Source organism: Roseixanthobacter finlandensis (assembly GCF_043195105.2).
In the GTDB taxonomy this organism is placed as follows: domain Bacteria; phylum Pseudomonadota; class Alphaproteobacteria; order Rhizobiales; family Xanthobacteraceae; genus NCEH01.
Genome location: NZ_CM195536.1, coordinates 3,228,641 through 3,249,335, shown reverse-complemented (window position 1 = coordinate 3,249,335; position 20,695 = coordinate 3,228,641). Strand labels below are relative to the sequence as shown.

General features: G+C 67.3%; 19 protein-coding genes. 11 read left to right on the top strand and 8 right to left on the bottom strand.

Annotated elements, in window-relative coordinates; all coding sequences use genetic code 11:
- Positions 1–18: 18 nt before the first annotated feature.
- Positions 19–1,308, top strand: a complete 1,290-nt coding sequence (locus tag V5G24_RS15405; protein ID WP_394081428.1) for an ABC transporter substrate-binding protein — start codon at positions 19–21, stop codon at positions 1,306–1,308.
- A gap of 109 nt (positions 1,309–1,417) precedes the next feature.
- On the opposite strand, the gene V5G24_RS15400 is transcribed toward V5G24_RS15405, so the two are convergent.
- From V5G24_RS15400 to V5G24_RS15370, 7 genes are all read right to left on the bottom strand, one after another.
- On the bottom strand, positions 1,418–1,840 hold the full coding sequence (locus V5G24_RS15400; protein ID WP_394081430.1) for a YciI family protein: 423 nt from the start codon (positions 1,838–1,840) through the stop codon (positions 1,418–1,420).
- Positions 1,841–1,942: 102 nt separating this feature from the next.
- Complete coding sequence (locus V5G24_RS15395; protein ID WP_394081432.1) at positions 1,943–3,490, bottom strand: DHA2 family efflux MFS transporter permease subunit; 1,548 nt, start codon at positions 3,488–3,490, stop codon at positions 1,943–1,945.
- Positions 3,483–4,616 carry an HlyD family secretion protein gene (locus V5G24_RS15390; protein ID WP_394082094.1) on the bottom strand — a complete coding sequence of 378 codons (1,134 nt, stop codon included), beginning with the start codon at positions 4,614–4,616 and terminating at the stop codon, positions 3,483–3,485. The genes V5G24_RS15395 and V5G24_RS15390 overlap by 8 nt, the downstream gene beginning before the upstream one ends.
- A 76-nt stretch (positions 4,617–4,692) precedes the next feature.
- Positions 4,693–5,157, bottom strand: a complete 465-nt coding sequence (locus V5G24_RS15385) for a MarR family winged helix-turn-helix transcriptional regulator (protein ID WP_394081434.1) — start codon at positions 5,155–5,157, stop codon at positions 4,693–4,695.
- A 282-nt stretch (positions 5,158–5,439) separates the two neighbouring features.
- A complete protein-coding gene (locus V5G24_RS15380; protein WP_509292244.1) occupies positions 5,440–6,453 on the bottom strand; it encodes a beta-eliminating lyase-related protein in 1,014 nt (337 codons plus the stop codon).
- A 322-nt stretch (positions 6,454–6,775) separates the two neighbouring features.
- Positions 6,776–7,726, bottom strand: coding sequence for a sensor domain-containing diguanylate cyclase (locus tag V5G24_RS15375; RefSeq protein WP_394081438.1), 951 nt, complete (start codon positions 7,724–7,726; stop codon positions 6,776–6,778).
- A gap of 171 nt (positions 7,727–7,897) precedes the next feature.
- Entirely contained in the window at positions 7,898–9,052 is a 1,155-nt protein-coding gene (locus V5G24_RS15370; protein ID WP_394081440.1) for a DUF2778 domain-containing protein, read from the bottom strand.
- Positions 9,053–9,535: 483 nt separating this feature from the next.
- Between V5G24_RS15370 and V5G24_RS15365 the strand changes: the two genes are divergently transcribed.
- The 8 genes from V5G24_RS15365 to V5G24_RS15330 all read left to right on the top strand — a co-directional run bounded on the left by V5G24_RS15365 (position 9,536) and on the right by V5G24_RS15330 (position 17,810).
- A complete protein-coding gene (locus tag V5G24_RS15365) occupies positions 9,536–10,444 on the top strand; it encodes a LysR family transcriptional regulator (RefSeq protein WP_394081442.1) in 909 nt (302 codons plus the stop codon).
- A gap of 193 nt (positions 10,445–10,637) precedes the next feature.
- Positions 10,638–11,828, top strand: coding sequence for a M24 family metallopeptidase (locus V5G24_RS15360; RefSeq protein ID WP_394081444.1), 1,191 nt, complete (start codon positions 10,638–10,640; stop codon positions 11,826–11,828).
- Between the two features lie 63 nt (positions 11,829–11,891).
- Positions 11,892–12,935 (top strand): TRAP transporter substrate-binding protein, encoded by a 1,044-nt coding sequence (locus V5G24_RS15355; protein WP_394081446.1) that lies wholly within the window; start codon positions 11,892–11,894, stop codon positions 12,933–12,935.
- Between the two features lie 66 nt (positions 12,936–13,001).
- Positions 13,002–13,625, top strand: a complete 624-nt coding sequence (locus V5G24_RS15350) for a TRAP transporter small permease subunit (protein WP_394081448.1) — start codon at positions 13,002–13,004, stop codon at positions 13,623–13,625.
- Positions 13,622–14,905 carry a TRAP transporter large permease gene (locus V5G24_RS15345; RefSeq protein ID WP_394081450.1) on the top strand — a complete coding sequence of 428 codons (1,284 nt, stop codon included), beginning with the start codon at positions 13,622–13,624 and terminating at the stop codon, positions 14,903–14,905. The genes V5G24_RS15350 and V5G24_RS15345 overlap by 4 nt, the downstream gene beginning before the upstream one ends.
- Positions 14,906–14,942: 37 nt before the next feature.
- The gene (locus V5G24_RS15340; RefSeq protein WP_394081452.1) at positions 14,943–15,629 is read left to right on the top strand and encodes a DUF2848 domain-containing protein; all 687 of its coding nucleotides are present in this window, start codon (positions 14,943–14,945) and stop codon (positions 15,627–15,629) included.
- Between the two features lie 2 nt (positions 15,630–15,631).
- Complete coding sequence (locus V5G24_RS15335) at positions 15,632–16,990, top strand: amidase (RefSeq protein WP_394081454.1); 1,359 nt, start codon at positions 15,632–15,634, stop codon at positions 16,988–16,990.
- 16 nt (positions 16,991–17,006) lie between these two features.
- Positions 17,007–17,810 (top strand): putative hydro-lyase, encoded by an 804-nt coding sequence (locus V5G24_RS15330; protein WP_394081456.1) that lies wholly within the window; start codon positions 17,007–17,009, stop codon positions 17,808–17,810.
- A gap of 39 nt (positions 17,811–17,849) precedes the next feature.
- Here V5G24_RS15330 and V5G24_RS15325 read toward each other — a convergent pair whose 3' ends face one another.
- Entirely contained in the window at positions 17,850–19,181 is a 1,332-nt protein-coding gene (locus V5G24_RS15325; protein WP_394081458.1) for a histidine-type phosphatase, read from the bottom strand.
- A 326-nt stretch (positions 19,182–19,507) separates the two neighbouring features.
- Here V5G24_RS15325 and V5G24_RS15320 point away from each other — a divergent pair, with 326 nt between their 5' ends.
- Together V5G24_RS15320 and V5G24_RS15315 are read left to right on the top strand one after the other, a co-directional pair.
- On the top strand, positions 19,508–19,969 hold the full coding sequence (locus V5G24_RS15320; RefSeq protein ID WP_394081460.1) for a c-type cytochrome: 462 nt from the start codon (positions 19,508–19,510) through the stop codon (positions 19,967–19,969).
- A gap of 253 nt (positions 19,970–20,222) precedes the next feature.
- Complete coding sequence (locus V5G24_RS15315) at positions 20,223–20,693, top strand: (2Fe-2S)-binding protein (RefSeq protein ID WP_394081462.1); 471 nt, start codon at positions 20,223–20,225, stop codon at positions 20,691–20,693.
- The last annotated feature ends 2 nt before the right edge of the window (positions 20,694–20,695 follow it).

Genomic DNA, 20,695 nt, shown 5'->3' with positions numbered 1-20,695 from the left:
CTCACGCGGAGATCCCCCATGTTCGAACGACTGACCACCCGGCTCGGCCGGATAAGCGCGGGCGTCGCCACCCTCCTGCTGGCGGGCACGGCCTGCGCCCAGGCGGAAGTGACGCTGGACGTGCTCTACACCACCCCCGGCACCTTCAATGCCCTTCAGCAGGAACTGGCCAAGCGCTTCACCGAGGCGCATCCCGACATCAAGGTGAAATTCCGCAACCCCGTGGCGGGCTATGAGGAAGCCGCGCAGCAGATCCTGCGCGACCAGATCACCGGGCGGCTGCCGGACGTGGCGTTCAACGGCATCAACCAGATCGGCCTGTTCGTGGATCGCGGCCTCGGCGTGCCGCTGGATGCCTATGCCGAACAGGACGGCGGGCTCGCCAAGCTCGGCTATTATCCGACGCTGGCGGAACTGGGCAAATGGAAGGGCAAGCTCTACGGCCTCACCTTCGCCGTCTCCACCCCGGTGCTCTATGTGAACGCCGACCTGCTGGCGAAGGCGGGCATCGATGTCGCGGCGCTCCCCAAGACCTGGCCGGAGCTGATCGCCGCCGGAAAAGCGGTCGAGGCCAAGGCCGGCACGCCGGTCACGGGCCTTTATTATCAATGGGAGCAGACCGGGAACTGGCTGTTCCAATCGCTGGTGACCAGCAAGGGTGGCCACATGCTCCAGCCCAACGGATGCAGCATCGCCTTCAATGACGATGCCGGCATGTGGGCGCTGAAGACGCTGGAATCCTTCGGCGCCTCGGGCATGCCCAACCTCGCGCTCGGCCAGGCGCGGCAATCTTTCGTCGCCGGCAGCATCGCCATCCTCGCCGACTCGACCTCCTATGTGGCGGCGGCGGATCGCCAGATCGCCGGCAAGTTCGCGTTCAAGACGCTCGCCTTCCCGCTCGCGGCGGCGGACGGCAAATTGCCCGCCGGCGGCAATGTCGCCATGGTGTTTTCCAAGGATGCCGAGCACCAGAAGGCCGCCTGGGAATTCGTGAAGTTCGTCACCGGCCCGCTCGGCCAGACGCTGATGGCCAATTACACCGGCTATATGCCGGGCAATGAAATCGCGGTGCGGCAGCCGGACCTGCTCGGCGCGTTTTATGCCAAGAACCCCAATCACATGACCAGCATCCAGCAATTGCCGGTGCTGACCGAATGGGCGTCCTTCCCCGGCGACAATTCGCTCAAGATCATCGAGGTGATCAAGAGCCATACCGAGAGCCTCGTGACCGGCAAGCGCAAGGCCGAGCAGGTGATGCCGGATCTGGTGCGCGACGTGAACGCCCTGCTGCCCAAATGCAGCGGCTGAGCCGCGCGCTGCGGGTGGCACGCTAAGCTTTAAACAGGCGGGCAGGGCACCATGGCTTGGCCCGCCTTTAATGTCGCGCACACACAGCACCTGTGCGGCGCCGCGCGATTCAGCGCCCGGCGATCTGCTCCTGATTTTGCGTGTGCAGGGCAACGAGGTCCGGTGTCAGCGCCTCGCCGAAATCGGCGAATTCGAACACCGGGCGGATTTCGATTTCGCTCGGGCCGGGCATGGGATTGGGGCAGCGCTTCACCCAGGCCACCGCTTCCGCCATGTCCTTGACCTGCCACATCCAGAAGCCGGCGACGATTGCCTTGGTCTCGGCGAACGGCCCGTCGATGACTGTGCGGCTCGTGCCGTCGAAGGCGACGCGCTTGCCCTTGGATGTCGGCTGCAGGCCGTCGCCGGACAGCATGATGCCAGCGGCGATCAGCTCCGCATTGAACTTGCCCATGGCTTCCAGCAATTCGCTGGAGGGCAACATCCCCGTTTCGCTCTCGGCGGTCGCCTTCACCATCACCATCACGCGCATGGGTCTCTCCTTTCAGGATCGGGGCGTTCCATTCGCCTCCCGACCCAAGGACGCCGCATGCGACGCCGCGCCGACATGCGGCGCGATACTTTCAGGAGAACCTCATTCCATGACCACGGCGTGGTCATTGTCCGCCGGCGCCGCGGCGGGCGCGCGCAGCAGCAGCACCAGGGGCATGGCGATCAGCGTCAGGATCATCATGAACTTGAAGTCGTCCATATAGGCGATGATGGTGGCCTGAAGCGTGATGATCTGGTCCAGCGCCGCCCGTCCGCCGGCCAGCAGCGGGTCCATGTGCTGGTGGATCCAGGGGGCGTCGAAGGCGTGGTTGAAGGGCGTCACATAGGCCGCGATGTTCGCGTGGTTCACCTGCACATTGTCCGCCAGCAGCGCCGTCACATAGGCGATGCCGACGCTGGAACCGATGTTGCGGGAGAGATTGTAGAGCCCCGTGCCCTCGCCGCGCATGTGGGCGGGCAAGGTGGAGAAGGCCACCGTCGTCAGCGGCACGAACAGGAAGCCCAGCCCCGCCCCCTGCACGAAGCCGACCCACACCACGGTCCATTGCGACACGTCCGGCGTCCATCCCGTCATGGCGTACATGGCCCAGGCGGTGAGGCCGAGGCCGAGGGTCAGAAGGATGCGCGTATCCACCCGCCCGATCATGCGGCCGACGATGAACATGCACAGCATCGTGCCCATGCCGCGCGGCCCCATCACCAGGCCGGCGGTCATCACGGGATAGCCCATCAGAGTCTGGAGATAGGGCGTCATCAGCGCCAGCGAGGCGAGATAGGTGACGCCGACGATGAAGATGAAGAACATGCTGACCGAGAAGTTCCGGTCCAGGAACAGGCGCGGATTGACGAAGCTCTTGGTGGCCGTGAACGTGTGGATCAGGAACACATAGGTGGCCGAGGCGCACACCACCGCCCAGATGATGATTTCGCCGGACGAGAGCCAATCGAGCTGTTCGCCCCGGTCCAGGAACAATTGCAGCGTCGCGATCGCCACCGAGAGCGCGCCGAAGCCGAGCCAGTCGAGCTTCGCGGCGGTATTGCGCGTGGTTTCCGTGACGAACACCGTGATGCCGGCAAACGCCAGCAGGCCGATCGGCAGGTTGATGTAGAACACCCAGCGCCAGCTGATGTTGTCGGTCAGCCAGCCGCCGATCACCGGCCCGAGCACCGGGCCGACCATCACCGAGACGCCGAACAGCGCCATGGCGGAGCCGCGCTCCTGCGGCGTGTAGATATCCAGCAGGATACCCTGCGACAGCGGCACCAAAGCCGCACCGAACAGGCCCTGCGCCAGGCGGAAGGCGACGATCTCCACCAGCGATTGCGAGAGGCCGCACAGGATCGAGGCGATTACAAAGCCGGCGATGGCGGTGAGCAGCACCCGCTTGCGCCCGAACCGCGTCGCGAGGAAGCCGGACGGCGGCGTCATGATCGCGGCGGCGACGATATAGGAGGTCAGCACCCAGTTGATCTGGTCCGCGCTCGCCGAGACGCTACCCTGGATATAGGGCAGCGCCACGTTGGCGATGGTGGTATCGAGCGCCTGCATGATCACGGCGAGGATCACGCACGCGGTGATCGCGCCCCGGTTGGCGATCGCGGGTGTGCCGCCCGCAGCGGCCTCAGCCATGGTTTGCGGTTCCGAACAGGTCAGACACGAAGGTGGGCAGGCCGCGCGGATGGCCGGTGTCCACCTCAACCGTCACGCTCATGCCAACCCGCAGCGGCGGCTTGCCGGCAAGGTCGGTGAAATGGACGATCATGGGAATGCGCTGCACCACCTTCACCCAATTGCCGGTGGTGTTCTGCGCCGGCAGCAGCGAGAAGCTCGCGCCCGAGGCCGGGCTGATGCTCTCCACCGTGCCGGCCCATTCGATGCCGGGATAGGTATCCACCGTGATGCTCACGGGCTGCCCCGGCTTGACGAAGGTCAGCTCGGTCTCCTTCGGGCTCGCGGCGACCCAGATATTCGTGGTGGAGACGAGGCTGAAGGCCTGCTGGGCGGCATCGAGATAGGCACCGACCTGGAGCGAGGGCACATTGGTGACGATGCCGTCGAACGGCGCCCGCACGATGGTTTCGTTGAGGTCGCGCTGGGCCTTGTCCACGGCGGATTTGGCCTGGAGATAGGACGGGTTCTGCTCCACCTTCTGGTCGGCATCGCCGCCGAGCTGCGCCAGCGTCGCCGCCGCCTGGGCCTTCGCCACGGCCACCTTCTGGTTGGCGCTGTCGAGATTCTGCTTGGCCTGATCATAGGCGGCCTTGGAGGCTGCCGCGCTCGCCAGCAACTCCTCCTGGCGCTTGAAGCTGGTCTGGTAGAAGGGCAGATCGGCCTGCGCCTGGGCGATCTCCGCCTGGGCCTGCTTGTAATTGGCCTTCAGGGTGAGGATCTGGTTGCGCACCGTGCCGAGCTGCGCGGTCGCGCCATCGAGCGCGATCTGAAACGTGTCCTGCTGGAGCTGGAACAGGATATCCCCCTTCTTCACCCGCTGGTTGTCGTGGACGGCGATGGACGCGACGATGCCCGCGACATCGGTGGAGATGCCCACGGTGTCGGCCTGCACATAGGCATTGTCGGTCGACATCACGCTTCCGCCGGTGACGTAGAAATAGCCGCCCACCACCAGTGCCACCGGCAGCAGCGCGAATAGAATGGTGCGCACAAGGCTGCGGCGCGATTTGGCGGGACGCTCCGGGGCAGGGGGCGCGGCGGGTTCGGGGGAAGCGACCGCCGGTTCGGCGCGCGCCTCGCGCATCGTGTCGAGGCTGGCCGGCTGTGCGGCGCCCGCGGGGTCACGGCGCGCGACGGCGGGACGATCAATGGATTGAGCTTCAGCCATGGTTTTGCTCCTGATCGGGGCCAGGTTCGTTGGAAACGTTGAGAAGGTTCGCCTTCATGATCGCGAGGGCGTGCATCATGCGGGCGCAGTCCTCGTCCGAAACGCCGGCGAGGGCCTCGCTGCGCGTGGCTTCGCCCAGCTTCTGCATTTCGGTCAGGATCGGTTGCGCGCCCTGGCCCATGTAAAGCAGCCACACCCGCCGGTCGGTGGGATGGCGCCGCCGCTCGATCAGGCCGCGCTGCTCCAGCTTGTCGAGAATGCGCACCAGCGTGATGGGCTCGATCTCCATCAGGTCCGCGAGGCCGCCCTGGTGGATGCCCTCATTGTGCTTGAGATAGGCCAGCGTCTGCCAATGGGAGCGCGTCAGCCCGCTGTCGCGGGCGCGCTGCTCGAACCGCTTGCGCAGCAGGCGGGCAACGTCGTGCAGCAGGAAGCCGAGCGTGGAATGGTCCACCATTTAGGAGCTTTCATATAATAAGCATGCTCATTGATAGCAATGTTATATGACGTGATCGGCCGCAACGCCAGTGCCGTGCGATCACGCTTGCTCGATCGGGGGGCACGTTTGGCGCGGAACGGGCGCGGGCTGCCGGGCTTGCGCAGCTCAGGCCGTCCGCAGAGGGGCACGCGCTGCACTGGGCTCACCGGCCGTGCCGATGTCCTTTCCTCATGCGCGATGCCGGAAAAGGAAGAACCGCTGGCGGGCCCGGCCCGGCGCGGGGTTCGTGCCGTTGCGGCGCTAGACCTGCGCGGCGCGCGTGGCGGCGATCAGCCGATCCACCTCGGCGGGATCGGTCCGGAACGAGCAGACCAGGCGGACGAAGGCCTGGTCCGTCCCGATGGGGGCAAGCCCGGAGGCGAGGCGCGGCCATTCGTAATAATGCGCGCCCGCCGCCTGGAGGGCCTCGTGCAAAGTGCGCGGCAGGATCGCGAACACTTCATTGGCCTGGGTCGGCACGGGCAGCGCGACGCTGGGCACGCCCGCGAGCCCGGCCGCGAGCCGCGCCGCCATGGCATTGGCGTGCCGGGCCGTTTCGAGCCACAGGCCGTCTTCCAGATAGGCCGCCATTTGCGCGCCGAGGAACCGGCTCTTGGAAATCACATGGGCACCGCGCTTCACGCGATAGTCGAAATGATCCGCCAGTGCCGGATCGAAGATCACCACGGCCTCCACCCCCATGGCGCCGTTCTTGGTGGCGCCAAAGGTCATCACGTCCACGCCCGCCTTCCAGGTGAGGGCCGCCGGGCTGGCATTGGACGCGGCGAGCGCATTGGCGAAGCGCGCGCCGTCCATGTGCAGGTTGAGGCCGTGCGCGCGGCAATAGGCGCCGATCTCCCCCACCTCCTCGGCCGTATAGACGAGGCCGAGCTCGCTTGCCTGGGTGATCGACACCCCCGCCGGCATCTGCTGGTGGAAGCCGCGCCGGAAATCGCGGCGCGACCGCTCGATCTCGTCCACGCTCAACTTACCGCCGAAGCCCTCCAGCGTGGTGAGCTTGGCGCCGCCGGTGAAGAATTCCGGCGCGCCGCATTCATCGGTATTGAGGTGGGAATCGCGGTGGCAGAACACGGTGCCATAGGCCGGCGTCAGCGCTGAGAGCGCGAGCGCATTGGCGGCGGTGCCGGTGGCCACCAGGAACACCCGCGCCTCGGTCTCGAACACCTCCCGCAGCGCCTGCGCCGCGCGCGCGCTCCAGGGGTCGGCGCCATAGGAAGGCGCGGACCCTTCGTTCGCCCGCGCGAGAGCGGCCATGATCGCGGGGTGAACGCCGGCTGTGTTGTCGGATGCGAATTCCATGGGGGGAGTAGACAGAATTTCGCCCGCCCGCGAAGCCCCATGGCATTCGCGATCCACAGATGAAACCGCATCGCCGGTCGGGGGCGTGAAGGAAGGTGCGCGCCTTTCCATCGTCGTTCCTTGGTCGTCATGGCCGGGCCCGTCCCGGCCACCCGCGCCGGGCCGAACGCGCGGGCCTTGAAAAGCCGGCGCCAGCGGTGCCGCGTGGATGCACGGGTCGAGCCCGTGCATGACAATGCTCTGCCGGAATTGCGCCGGACTTTATCGGGCAGGGACCCTAGGCGCTGGCGGCGGTTGCGGGGCGGGGCTCTTCCAGCAGGATGCAATTGCGCCCGGCCATCTTGGCCCGGTAAAGCGCCTTGTCGGCGCGCCCGTAGATATCGGTCGCGCCCTCGCCCGGTATGGCGGCGGCCACGCCGGCGGAAAACGTATAGGCGAAGTCCGGGCGCTGCGGCAGCGGGCGGGACATCTGGATGGTGGCGAGCATCTGCTCCACCAGCAGCCGCGCCTGGGTGATGGAGGTATCGGGAAAGACCAGCACGAATTCCTCGCCGCCGATCCGACCGAAGCAATCGCGCCGCCGCACCTGCCCCTGGATCCGCCGGGCGAAATCCCGCAGGATCAGATCGCCCGCCTGATGGCCATAATGGTCGTTGATATATTTGAAATTATCGAGATCCAGCACGGCGACGCAGCCCGCGACGACGGCCTCTCCGCCATGGCCGGGGAGCCTGCCATTGCGCGAGAGCATGTCTTCAATGCGCGCGATCACATAGCGCCGGTTGGCGACCCCGGTGAGATCGTCGGTATGGGAAGCCTTGATCGCGAGATCGCGATCCTGCCGTACGCTGCGCTCTTCCGCGCGCAGGGAGGTGATGTCGCTGGCGATACACAGCATCCAGCCGTTGGGCTGCACCGTTTCCGTCATCCACAGCCAGCGCCCCTCGACCAGGTCGGTCTCGAAGGCGCGGAATCCGATCTTGCCCCGGCGCGACTGGGTCGACATCAGCCAGGCTTCGAAATCGGCGGTGCGGATCACCGTGCCGCGCCCGGCATGGAAGTTGCGCCGCATCAGGTCGCCCCAGAAGGGGGCCTCGCCGAGTGCGAGAAAAAAAGCGGACCGGAAAGACGCATTGGCATAGCGCAGGCGGTCGAACATATCGTACGCGGCCACCAGGACCGGCGTATGTTCGTACAGCTGGGCAAGCGCTTCGCTCGTATCGGGCATCGCCCGCACTGTAGCCGAGTGCGCTGCCACAAACGAGCGCGATTGCGCTGTCTCGCCTCGGCAAACCACGCTTGGGGCGCGCGCGGACAGGGTCCACGGTCTTCCGCTGCGACATATTTTGCGCGGTTTTCCAAGGGGAAGGGCGCGACGGTCCTGCGGCGCGGCCGCCGCTCAGCGGGTCTCGGGCACGGTGCCGGCGCGGCCGGCGAGCCAGGAGAGCAGGGGATTGTCGTGCTTGGGCTGGGCGCCGGGCAGGCTCGCCACAACGATAATCCGCGTGACCTCCCCGCGCTTATAGGCCTGCAGGAATTTCGGATAATCGCTGAACGAGATGCAGCCGTTGGAATCGCCGCGCGGTCCCATCATGTAGCTGTGGGTCAGGAAGCCGTCGCGGCCATACATGGGCTCCTTGCCCACCGGCCGCATGCGCAGCGCTTCGACCCCGTGGAACAGGGATTCGCGCATGGTCAGCTCATAGGTGTTCGGCGGGGTGGGCCCGACCATCTTCTTCGAGACGTGGCGCACGTCGTCGAATGTGTCGCCATAGCCGGAATGCGCCTCCAGCTTCTCGCCACTCGGCATGTACACGGTCTTGCCGGCGATGTCGTAGACGGCGAAGCGGTCGGTGGGGCCGGGCAGGATGGATTGGGCGGCCGGCGGCGGCACCATCTGGGGCGTGAGCTTCGGCGCGGGCTCTTCGCCGAACGGCCGGTCGGAGGGGGGTAGATAGGCCAGCTGCGTGCCGCCGATCTGGTTGGCGATCTGGCGGCTCAGCGGGTTGCGCGTGGGCAGCGGGGCGGTGTCCGGCAGGCCGAGATCGGGCGCGGCGGAGAGTTGGGTTTGCGAGGGCAGGCCGGGTGCGAGCAGAGGCTTCACCGGCGGCAGGGGCACGGCGCGGGAGGCTTCCAGCGGCTCGGCCGGCGGCAGCGCGGACGCAACCGCGGTGCGCCGGGGCACGAACGAGCCCTGCGCAGTGCGGATGCCGCCGTCGAACATCCAGCTCGGCGCCAGGATGATCGCGCCGGCGGAGCGGAAATTCTCGATGTCGGTCACGTCCTTTTCCGCGTCGTCCAGCGCCGGGGCCGGCTGAACGGGGGCGGCGAACACCTGGACCGGGGCCGGCAGGGGCGCCGGCGGCACCTCGATGCGGTGGCTGGAGCCGCCCGCCAGCATGCGCCATTCGGCATCGGAAGCGACGATAAGCGTTGCGGCGGCCAGCGCGCCGACGCCGATGACCAACGCGCCGAAGACGACCAGCGGCAGCCGGGCCTTTGATGAGACAGGGCTATCCATGTAGCCGGTGTCGTCATAGGGCGTGTAGGTCATGATCCTCACTGCGCGAACGGATTTCGATCCCGATTCTAAACGCGGCGGATTGCGCCACGCTGTGCGAATCAGATGTCTGCGCCCGCGCCGAACGGCCCGTGGGCTTTTCAATCAAACCTTGGCTTGCCAGGGCGGAACCGATGGTCTGTCCGCCCTGCCGATACCCCAAGCTACCAGCGCCTGGTAACCATTTTATTGATCTTGCCGCTTCAAGCAAATCAGGATGGCGCAAATATGTAGCCCGCGCCCCCCGATCCGTGCAAACGCCGCGCCGTCGCACCTTGAAAAGCTTAGAAAAACAAACGGCTTGAAAAATTTCGCCCAAGGTGGACCCGCCGTGCGTCGGCTCCGCTTTCAAGGATTTCGAAAATAGTTGGCGGTATCTGGGTGATGTGATGCGACGCGGAGCCGCGGCGGATGCGCCGGCCGATGGGCGTTGAAGTTTCGGTTGGAGGTGGCGGCGGGCGGGGCCATCATCGTGGGATGATCGACCTGAGGAACATCGAGACCTTCTTCTGGGCGGCGGCGCTGGGCAGCCTGCGGGCGGCTTCGGAGAAGCTTGGCACGACCCAGCCCGCCATTTCCCAGCGCATTGCATCGCTGGAGAGCGCGCTGGGCGTGCGGCTGTTCGAGCGGGAGGCGCGCGGCGTCAAGCTCACCGCCAAGGGGCATGAGCTGCTCTCCCACGCCGAGCGCATGATGCAGGTGCGCCACGACATGCTGCAAGCGGCGCGCGACCAGACCACCATGAGCGGCACCTTGCGCATTGGCGTGGCGGAAACCATCGTCCAGACGTGGCTGCCGCGCCTGATCGAACAGGTGCATTCCGCTTATCCCTCGCTGGTGCTGGAAATCGAGGTGGACAGCACGCACGTGCTGCAATCCCACCTCATGGCACGGCAGATCGACGTCGCCTTCCTCATGGGTCCGGTGCTGGAGGCGCGGGTGGAGAATCTGCACCTGTGCACCTATCCGCTGGCCTGGGTGGTCAATCCCGGGGTCGATCTCGGGCCGGGGCCGGTGACTTTGGACCGGGTGGCGACCTTGCCCATCATCACCTATCCCTCCAACAGCTCGCCCTATCGCATGGTGCGCGACATGCTGATGCGCTGGGGCATATCGACTCCGCGCATGTATGGCTGCGCCTCGCTCTCCATGGTGGTGCGCATGGTGCTCGACGGCATCGGCACCGCGGTCATCACGCCGGTTTTCCTGGGAAAGGAGCTGGAGCGGGGCGAATTGCAGCTGCTAGACGTGGTGTGCGATCCGCTGCCGGATCTCAGCTTCACCGCGAGCTGGATCGACGGGCCGGAGAGCTATCCCTCGCGCGTCATCGCCCGCCTGGCGCAGACCGTGGCGGGGGGCGCTCCTAAGCGGGACATGGAGACATAAATCCAGCTTATACGTCGCTTCCAAACATACAATTGGACAGCTGCCGTCCCCATGCCTTGCAATGACCCTCAGAACGACGGCGTCAACGCCGCGGCAGAGAGGGATATGGGCAATGACAAACGAGCGTGCGCCTGGCGTGCGATGGGTCTCCCGTGGGGATGTCCCGTTCGCATCCGTCGGTTGAGGGCCGGCGATGCCGCCTCTCTTTCCCATCGACGACGCAGGCTTCCTCGCGGCGCGGCGCGCGGCGCTGCTGGATCTTGCCGGCGCGCGTGGATGTGCCGGGATCGCGGTGTTCGGCCATGGAAGCGCGCTCGGCACGGGCACGAAATCCCACGGCGCGCTGCGGTTTTTGAGCGGTTGGGACGGACATGAGAGCGCCGCGCTTCTGCTGATCCTGCCCGAAGGCGCGCGCCTCCTGGTGGCGAGCCCCTTCATGGTGCCGCTCGCCCGCGATCTGCGCCCCGACCTTGTGGTGCATGATGTGCGGCCCGGCGCCTGGGGCGCAACGCTCGGCGCGCTGCTGCCGGTGGGCGCGCGGCTCGGCCGCGTCGGTTTCGATGAGATACCGGCGGGCATCCACCGCGATCTTGGCGATTTCGGCCATGGACCCGCGCTGGATGCGGACGTGGCGCGGCTCCGCCTGGTGAAGGATGCCGCCCAGCAGCATCTCCACCGCGCCGCCGCCGCTTTATGCGACGAGCTGTTCGCGGCCTTGGGCGCAGAGCTTTCCGCCCGCCTGCCGGCTTGGCAGATCCAACTGAACCTGGAGATGCGCGCCCGCCGCGCCGGCGCCGATTATTGCCGCACCTGGCTCACCATCGCGCCGCAGGCGGATTATTGCCGCTATTGGCGCGAGGAAGCCCTGGCGGTGCCGCAGGCCGGAGACCAGGTGCTGCTCGGCGTGGCCCTGACGGTGGACGGGCATTGGGGCCACGGCATCCGCATGGGCAGCATCGGCCCGCAGAGCGCGGCGCATGCGGAACTTGCCGGGCATGTGGACGCGATGCTCGAGGCCGGCCTTGCTGCGCTGCGTCCCGGCCTGCCGCTGGCCGGCGTGGAAGCCGCCATGGAAGCGGAACGCCTCCGGCGCGGGCTCGCCGCCGGCGATCCCGGTGTGCGCCGGTTCAGAAACGGCCACGGGCTCGGCTGTTCCTATGAGGACCCTTTGCTGACCGACGCGTTCCGCCAGCATTTCGACCCCACCGCCGCGCCGGTGGTCGCGCCCGAGCTCACCCTTTCGCCGGGCATGCTGTTTGAACTGCACCCCAATCTGTTCGTCGCCGGTCTCGGTGGGGCCGCGCTGGGCGAAATGGTGCTGCTGTCGCCCCACGGCGCAGACGTGTTGCTGCGCTTTCCGCGCTCCTGCGTGCAATGGAGCTGAATTGACCCGTAATATCCATCAATAAAACAAAGATCAAAACCCAGACCAACCAGAGGATCTAAAATGAAACACCTGACCTTAGTCGCCGCCGCATTGTTCGCCGCGACTCTCTCCGCCGGCGCGCAGGAATTGCCCAAGACGAATCTGAAGGTCGTGGGCGGCCTGAGCAATCTCACCGCCTATCAGGATTATGAAAAGCCGTTCTGGACCAAGACGATCCCCGAGAAATCCAACGGCCAGGTGACGGCCGAGATCAAGGGCTTCAACGAAATGGGCCTGAAGGGCCCGGAACTGCTGCGCCTGATGTCCCAGGGCGTGGTGGAATTCGGCACCGCCACCTTGTCCTATTTCGCCTCGGACAATCCGATCAACGAAGCCATCGACCTCGCCGGCCTTGCCCCCGACGCGCAGACCGCCCGCAAGGTGACCGATGCCTTCGAGCCGGTGCTCGCCAAGCTGTATGGCGATGGTTCCAACGTGCGGCTGCTCGGCATTTCCACCTATCCGGCGCAGGTCCTGTTCTGCAATGCCGACATCAAGAGCCTGGCGGACCTGAAGGGCAAGAAGGTGCGCACCTCCTCGCGCACCCAGGCCGAGTTCGTGGAAGCCTTCGGTGGTTCGAGCGTGACCATGGCGTTCGGCGAAGTGGTGCCGGCGCTTCAGAACAAGGTGGTGGATTGCGCCATCACCGGATCGCTCTCGGGCTATTCGGCCAAGTGGTATGAAGTCTCCACCCATCTCGTGGCGCTGCCGATCAACTGGAACCAGCAGATCCACGCCGTGAACGAGAAGGCCTGGCAGAAGCTGGACCCGAAGGTGCAGGCGTTCTTGCAGACCAACATCAAGGGCATGGTCAACGACATCTGGGCCGCCGCCGCCAAGCAGACCCAGCAGGGCTATGACTGCAACACCGGCGCCGCCGCTTGCCCGTTCGATGTGAAGGGCAAGATGGTGCTGGTGACCCCGAGCGATGCCGACAAGGCGCTGCTGCGCAAGGTGCTGGAAGACCAGATCCTGCCCAAGTGGGCGGCCCGCTGCTCGGCCGATTGTGTCGCCAGCTTCAATGCCACCATCGGCAAGGAACTCGGTCTCGCCGTCAACAAGTGACGGTGCCGGCGCGGGAGGGCCGGTGTGTCCGGTCCTCCCGACCGTCGCGTCCGTGGAGCCTCTGCCATGAACAGCCCGACACCCCATCCAGCGCTTGCCAAGGTGCTCAGCTTCGCCGAAGCCCTGTCGCGGGGCGCGGTATGGTTCGGCGGGGCGCTCACCATCGCCAGCGTGCTGCTGATCTCCTTCGACGTGCTGTGCCGCAAGTTCATCGGCTGGACCACCGGCGGGGCGGATGAACTCTCCAGCTACGCCTTCGCCATCAGCACGTCCTGGTCGCTCGCCTTCGCGACGCTCCAGCGGGCCAATGTGCGCGTCGACGTGCTTTATCAATACATGCCGGTGCGCGTCGCAGCGGTGCTCGACTGGTTGTCGCTGGTGGCGCTCGGCACCTTCATGGGCGTGCTGACCTATTACGCCTATGACGTGGTCGGAACCTCCATCGCCCAGGGTTCCCACGCCAATACGCCGCTCGCCACGCCTTTGTTCATTCCCCAGGGCCTGTGGTTCCTCGGGCTGGTGTTCATGTGCGTGATCCTCGCCATGATGCTGCTGCGCGCCTCGGTGGCGCTCGTCACGGGCGACATCGCGACGGTGAAATCCATCGCCGGCGTGCGCTCCACCCAGGAGGAGGCCGAGGAAGAAGCCGCCGCCGGCGAACGCATGGTGAAGGGAGAGGTGGCATCATGATCGCGACCACCATCGTCCTTCTGCTGGTGCTGATCGGCCTGTCGATTCCGGTGGGCGCGGCCCTCGGCGTGCTCGGGCTCATCCTTGATCCGCTCTATTCCATGCTCCCGCTCTCGCGCGCCATGGGCGAATTGGCCTGGAGCACCAACAACGAATTCCTGCTGGTCGCCATTCCGCTGTTCATCCTGCTGGGCGAAGTGCTGCTGCGGGCGGGCTTCGCGGAGCGCATGTACAGCGCCATGAGCCTGTGGCTCTCCTGGCTGCCGGGCGGGCTGATGCATGCCAATATCGGCGCCTCGGCGCTGTTCGCGGCGACCTCCGGCTCCAGCGTCGCCACCGCGGCGACGGTGGGCACGGTGTCGATCCCGCAGATCAAGCGCTATGGCTATAACGAGCCGCTGTTCCTCGGCTCGCTGGCCGCCGGTGGCACGCTGGGCATCCTGATCCCGCCGTCCATCAACCTCGTGATCTACGGCGTGCTCACCAATTCCTCGGTGCCGAAGCTCTATCTCGCCGGCATTATTCCCGGCCTGCTGCTGGCGGGCCTGTTCATGTTCACCATCATCGTGGCCTGCATCGCCAAGCCCCAATGGGGCGGGCAGAAGATCCAGGCGAGCTGGGGCGAGCGGCTGCGCAGCCTGGTGCATCTCGCCCCCCCACTGGGCATCTTCCTGCTGGTGGTCGGCTCGATCTATGCCGGGCTCGCGACGCCCACGGAGGCGGCGGCGCTCGGCGTGCTGGGCGCGCTCATCCTCGCCGCCTGGTTCGGCCGGCTGACACTGACCATGCTGCGCGCGGCGGTGGAAGGCACCATGAAGGCAACGGCGATGATCATGCTGATCATCCTCGCGGCCAGCTTCCTCAACTTCGTTATGTCGGCCACGGGGATCACCGACGCCATCACCAATTCCATCTCCGGGCTCGGGATTTCCGCGACGGCGATGCTGTTCGTGATCGTGATCTTCTACCTGATCCTCGGCTGCTTCATGGAGACGCTCTCCATGATGATTACCACCATCCCGATCGTGGCGCCGATCATGTTCCAGCTCGGCTACGACCCGATCTGGCTCGGCATCCTCATCATCATCCTGGTGGAAGCGGCGCTCATCACCCCGCCTGTCGGCCTCAACCTGTTCGTGGTGCAGAGCCTGCGCAAGAGCGGGTCGATGGGGGCGGTGATCGTCGGTTCCCTGCCGTTCGTCTTCGCTATGGCGGTGCTGCTGGTGCTGATCTCCGTCTTTCCGGGCCTCGCCCTGTACCTGCCGCGCGTCTTCTCCTGAGGCGCGGCTTTCCCCCGGTCTTTCTTCGCAGGTTGTCATGGAACTGAATTTCAACGTCGAAGCCGAGGGCGCCGCGCGGGCGCTCAAGGTCAATCTCACCGCTCTCGTCGTCGCCGGCTGGGCCGGGCGCGACATGGCTGCCATCGAGCACCACATCGAGGAGCTGTACGCCATCGGCGTGCCGCGCCCGAGCACCGTGCCGCTTTATTATCGCGCCGCCGAGAACCTCATGACCCAGGCCGACCGCATCCAGGTGCTGGGCGCGGCGACCTCGGGCGAGGTGGAGACCTTCGTGTTCTCCGCCGAGGGCGAGATGTATGTCAGCCTGTCCTCGGACCATACCGACCGCAAGCTGGAGACGCAGGGCGTCGCGCTTTCCAAGCAGATCTGCGCCAAGCCCATCGCCCGCACCGCCTGGCGCTTCGCGGACGTTGCCGGCCATTGGGACGAAATGATCATCCGCGCCTTCATCGAGGAAGGCGGCAAGAGCGTGCTCTATCAGGAAGGCCCGCTCTCCACGCTGCGTCCGCCGCTGGAGCTGATCGAGGGCTTCACGGGCGGTGCCAAGGCCCTGCCGGCGGGTGTCGGCATGATCTGCGGCACGGTGGGTGCCATCGGCGGCATTCGCCCGGCGCCGGCCTTCACCATGGAGCTGTTCGACCCGGTGAAGGGCCGCACGATCCACCACAGCTACACCATCGACATCCTGCCGGAAGTGGCCTGACCATGATGCGCCCCCTCACCGATCTGCGCGCCGACCTCGACGCTGGCCGCACCAGCGCCGTCGCCCTGGCGGACGCGGCGCTCGACCGCGCGGGCGATCCGGCCGGGGAGGGGGCGCGGGTGTTCACGACGCTCTATGGAACGCGCGCCGGCGAACTGGCGCGCGCCTCCGACGCGGTGCACAGGGCGGGCGTTTCCCGCTCGCCCATCGAAGGCCTGCCGCTCTCCGTCAAGGACCTGTTCGACGTGGCCGGCGAGACCACGCGCGCCGGATCGGTGGCGCTTGACGACGCGCCGCCCGCCGCTGCCCATTCCCCGGTCGTGGCGCGCCTGCTGGCCGCCGGGGCGGTGCTGACCGGCCGCACCAATATGACCGAGTTCGCCTTTTCCGGCCTCGGCCTCAATCCCCATTACGGCACGCCGCTGAATCCCTATGACCGGGCCACCGGGCGCATTCCAGGCGGCTCCTCCTCGGGCGCCGCGGTTTCGGTGAGCGACGGCATGGCTGCGGCCGCCATCGGCACCGACACCGGCGGCTCGGTGCGCATTCCCGCCGCTTTGTGCGGCCTCACCGGCTTTAAGCCGACCGCGCGCCGTGTGCCGCGCGACAGCGTGCTGCCGCTGTCCACCAGCCTGGATTCCATCGGCCCCATCGCGCCGACCGTGACTTGTTGCGCGATCCTCGATTCCATTCTCTCCGGCAGTGGGGCGGAGGTGCCGGCCCCCGCCGCGCTTGAGGGATTGCGGCTCGCCGTGCCGACCACCATGGCCCTCGACGGCATGGACAGCGCGGTCTCCGCCGCCTTTTCCCAGGCGCTCTCGATCCTTTCGGCGGCGGGCGCGCAGGTGCGCGAGATTGCCGTTCCCGAGTTCGCGCAGCTTCCCGCCATCAATGCCAAGGGCGGCCTCATCGCCGCGGAGGCATGGCACTGGCATCGTGCGCTGATCGAGCGCGCGGGGCCGCGCTATGATCCGCGCGTCCTGGTGCGGCTCATGCGTGGGCGGGACATGTCGGCGGCCGATTATATCGATGTGCTGGAGGCTCGTGCCGCCTGGATCGCCGCGCTCGAAGCGCGCATCGCGCCGTTCGATGCCCTGCTCCTGCCGACCGTGCCCGTCATCGCCCCCGCGCTCGCCACGCTGGAGGCGGACGACGCCGCCTATGGGGCTGCCAATATCCTCATGCTGCGCAACCCCACCTTCATCAATTTCCTCGACGGCTGCGCCCTGTCGATTCCCTGCCACTGGCCCGGAACGGCTCCGGTCGGCCTGATGATCGCCGGGGCGGCGGGCCGCGACCGCGCGATCCTGGCCATCGGACAAGCGGCGGAGGCGGCGCTTGACGCCGCCCTGCGCCGCTGACCCGCGGAGGCGCCACATGTCCCCCATCTCTTCCCCATCTCTTCCCGCGATGCCGTACGAGGCCCGCCTCGCCGCCCGTTCCGGCGCGTTGAGCGGTCCGACGGCCAATGTCGCCCCCGGTTTCGTCCAGGCCAATCTCGCCATTCTGCCGCGCGCGCTGGCGTATGATTTCCTGCTGTTCTGTCAGCGCAACCCGAAGCCTTGCCCGCTGGTGGGGGTGTCGGAAGTGGGCGATCCGTTCCTCCCGCTGCTCGGCCGCGACCTCGACATCCGCACCGATATTCCGCGCTACCGGGTGTGGCGCGCGGGCGAGCTCGTCAGCGAACCCACGGACATCACCGATCTGTGGCGGGACGATCTGGTCGCCTTCCTGATCGGCTGCTCGTTTTCGTTCGAAGAGGCCATGCTCGCCGCCGGGCTGCCGGTGCGCCATATCGAGCAGGGCAGCAACGTGCCCATGTATCGCACCTCCATCGCCACCCAGCCGGCGGGGCGATTCAGCGGGCCGCTCGTGGTCTCCATGCGCCCGCTCTCGCCGGCCGATGCCATCCGCGCCGCGCAGGTGACTTCGCGTTTTCCCTCCGTGCACGGCGCGCCGGTGCATATCGGCGATCCCGCGGCCATCGGCATCGCCGACATCGGCGCGCCGGATTATGGCGACCCGGTCGAGATCCGGCCCGGCGAAGTGCCCGTGTTCTGGGCCTGCGGCGTCACCCCGCAGGCGGTGATCGCCAGCGTTCGGCCGGAATTCTGCATCACCCACGCGCCCGGCCATATGCTGGTGTGCGACATCGCAAATGGCGCGCTGGCCTCCATGTGAGGCGCGGTTGGGAAGCGCGGTTGTGAGGCGGGCGGCCGGTCAGGGCGACGACCGCTCCGGCTTTCCCACGCAGGCCGGGTCGATGGCCTCGCTCGCGATCTGGCGGAAGCGCGCAAACGGGCAGAGGCCATCCGCGCCGGTTTCACAGGCGGGAAGCGGCAACAGCGCTGAGGCCGGCGGGGTGGCGTCGGAGAGCACCGCGTCCGCGTGCATCTGCATGATGGTCTGGGCGAAATAGACGAGGCGGACCATGCTTTCGCCCTTGGAGCTCCGCCACAGCTCGAAGGCAATGGCGCCGCCCGGCGGCACCTGCTCGGGCTGATAGCTTTCAAGCTGCCAGCGCAGATCGAGCATGCCCGCGACATTCAAGATCAGATCGTCATGGCTGGCGAAGACCTGGAGCGCGGGACCCTCGCCCGCCGTCGCCTCCAGCGCCTCCAGAACCCGGGCGAGCACCGGCGATCCCTTTTTCACGGCCTGGTATTTCGGCATGTGCGCGGCGCGGTCGTAAAAGGCATGGATGGCGCTGACGAAAGTGAGCGCCTGCGGCAGCGGACGGCCGCTCGCCGCCTCCAGCCGGCCCCAGGCCACCTGGTCGGGCGGGTGGCCGGCGGCATATTGCATGAGGAATTGCTCGGACGGCGCGGTGGCGAGGGCGATCGGCCCCGGCGCTTCGGCGGAAACCGGTACGCTTGCGAGCGAGCACGGGGCGGTGGCGCCGTGGGCCGCGCAGCCGGCAGCGGAAAAGGGGCCGAGCGCCGCATCCATGGCGGCAAGGGGCGCGCGCAACGTGCCCGCCGCCGCCACGGCCCAGGAGCCGCCGGCCATGGCCTGCGCGGCACGGGCCGCCAGCGCGGGATCGAAGCCGCAGGACGGCCCCTTATAGACATCGGCACTGACCGACCAGCGGGGGATCGCGCAGCCGGGGAACATGGCGTCCATCAGCGCGCCGGCCGTGACGATGGTGCGCTCGGAGCTATCGGCGGTGAAGGCGGCGGCGTCGGGCGGGGGGCAGGCGCCGCCAGCCAGCAGGCCGAGCGCAGCATAATGGCTGCGATAGAAGTGGCCGAGCCGGGCGACGCGGCCATAGCCTTCCGGCAGCAGGTGTCCGGCCGCGACATCCGCCGGCCAGGGGCGGTTCGCGAGCGCGTCGAAGCAGGCGCCCGATGTCGCTGGCGCGCAGCGCGTGGCCTTGGTGGGGCCGCGCAGGCCGTGGCGGCTCAAAAGCACCACGCCCTGGAGGCGCGCGCCCGCCGGTGCGGAAAGCCCGGCCGGCGCCTGTGCCCGCGCCGCGCCGGCATCGGCCAGCGCCGAGGCGCAGAGGGCGGAAAACATCAGGAAAACGGTACGCAGGACGAAAAGATACGGCACGTCGCACCCCGGCAGATTCGCGCATTCCGACGCATTTCGGAAGGTGTCCCACATGGCCCGCGGCGGTTCACGCGGATTCGGTGGCGAACGGGACGCGGGCGGACTGTATCGAGCTGTAACACCGCGCCCGCTCGTCACAATCTGCGACAGTTTCGGGCGTTCCTGGCAAAATTCTGCGATGGGCGCGGGCGATGGTGCGCGGGTCGGAGTTGTCCTCCGCATTCCTCAGCCGTTCCGGCGCACCGCCCGGCCGGCGGCATGTCGTGTCCGGGCCCGGCCTGGATGATGCCCAGCCGCCGGCCGCGCGCCTTTCAAAAGGAGCATTGATGCGTCTCGCCCGCCCCACCCTTCTGCGCGCGTTGCCGCCGTTGGCCGCACTCCTCTCCACCATCGCCCTTGGCGTTCCAGCCCGGGCCCAGGATGCCGGCGCAAACCCTTCCACCGCCACGCCTCCCGCCGCCGCGCCAGCGGCCTCGGCTGCGGCGGGCGAGCAGGTGTTCCGTACCCGCTGCGGGTCCTGTCACAGCCTGGAAGCCGGCCAGAACCGCATCGGCCCGAGCCTTGCCGGCATTTATGACCGGCCCGCGGGCAAAGTGGAGGGGGCGCGCTATTCGCCCGGCATGCGCGGCGCTGCCGTGACCTGGGACGAAGCGAGCCTCGACGCCTATCTGAACAATCCGCGCGACGTGGTCCCCGGCTCCACCATGACCTTCGCCCTGCGCGATGCGGCGCAGCGCCAGGCGGTGATCGCTTTTCTGCGGGCGCAGGAGAGCGCCAAGCCGCAATGAGCGCGGCGGCGCGCGTGCCGGGCCGCCCGCCGATCTGAAATTGTATCAACTCTTATGCGCGGGACGTTCTGCGACAAACTGCGACAAACCCGGTCCTGCCGGGCAAGGTTTTGCGACAGCTGCCGCCTAGGCTCGCGAAACTGGATTTCAAACCGGCGCGTCGCCCGCCGCCTGCATGGCGGGGCCTCTGCGCTGTGACGCGCGGGCGCGCCCAAAGCCTCGATCTAAAAGCCTCGTCCTTCAGGAGATCAACATGGCTCGATTGACCATCAATGGCCAGATTCGGGACGTCGAAGTCGATCCCGACACCCCGCTGCTCTGGGTGATCCGCGAACAGGTGGGCCTCACCGGCACCAAGTTCGGCTGCGGCATCGCTCAATGCGGCGCCTGCACCGTGCATATTGACGGCGTCGCCACGCGCTCCTGCGCGCTGCCGGTCAGCGCGGTCGGGGATGACCAGAAGATCGTCACCATCGAAGGCCTCTCGCCCGATGGCAGCCATCCCGTGCAGAAGGCGTGGCTGGCGCTGGACGTTCCGCAATGCGGCTATTGCCAGTCCGGCATGATCATGGCCTCGGCGGCGCTGCTGCAACAAAATCCGAAGCCGAACGACGACGACATCTCCGCCGAGATCACCAACATCTGCCGCTGCGGCACCTATCCCAAGGTGCGCGCGGCGATCCACATGGCCGCCGCGGGCGGTGCCACCAAGCAGGCCGGGTGAGG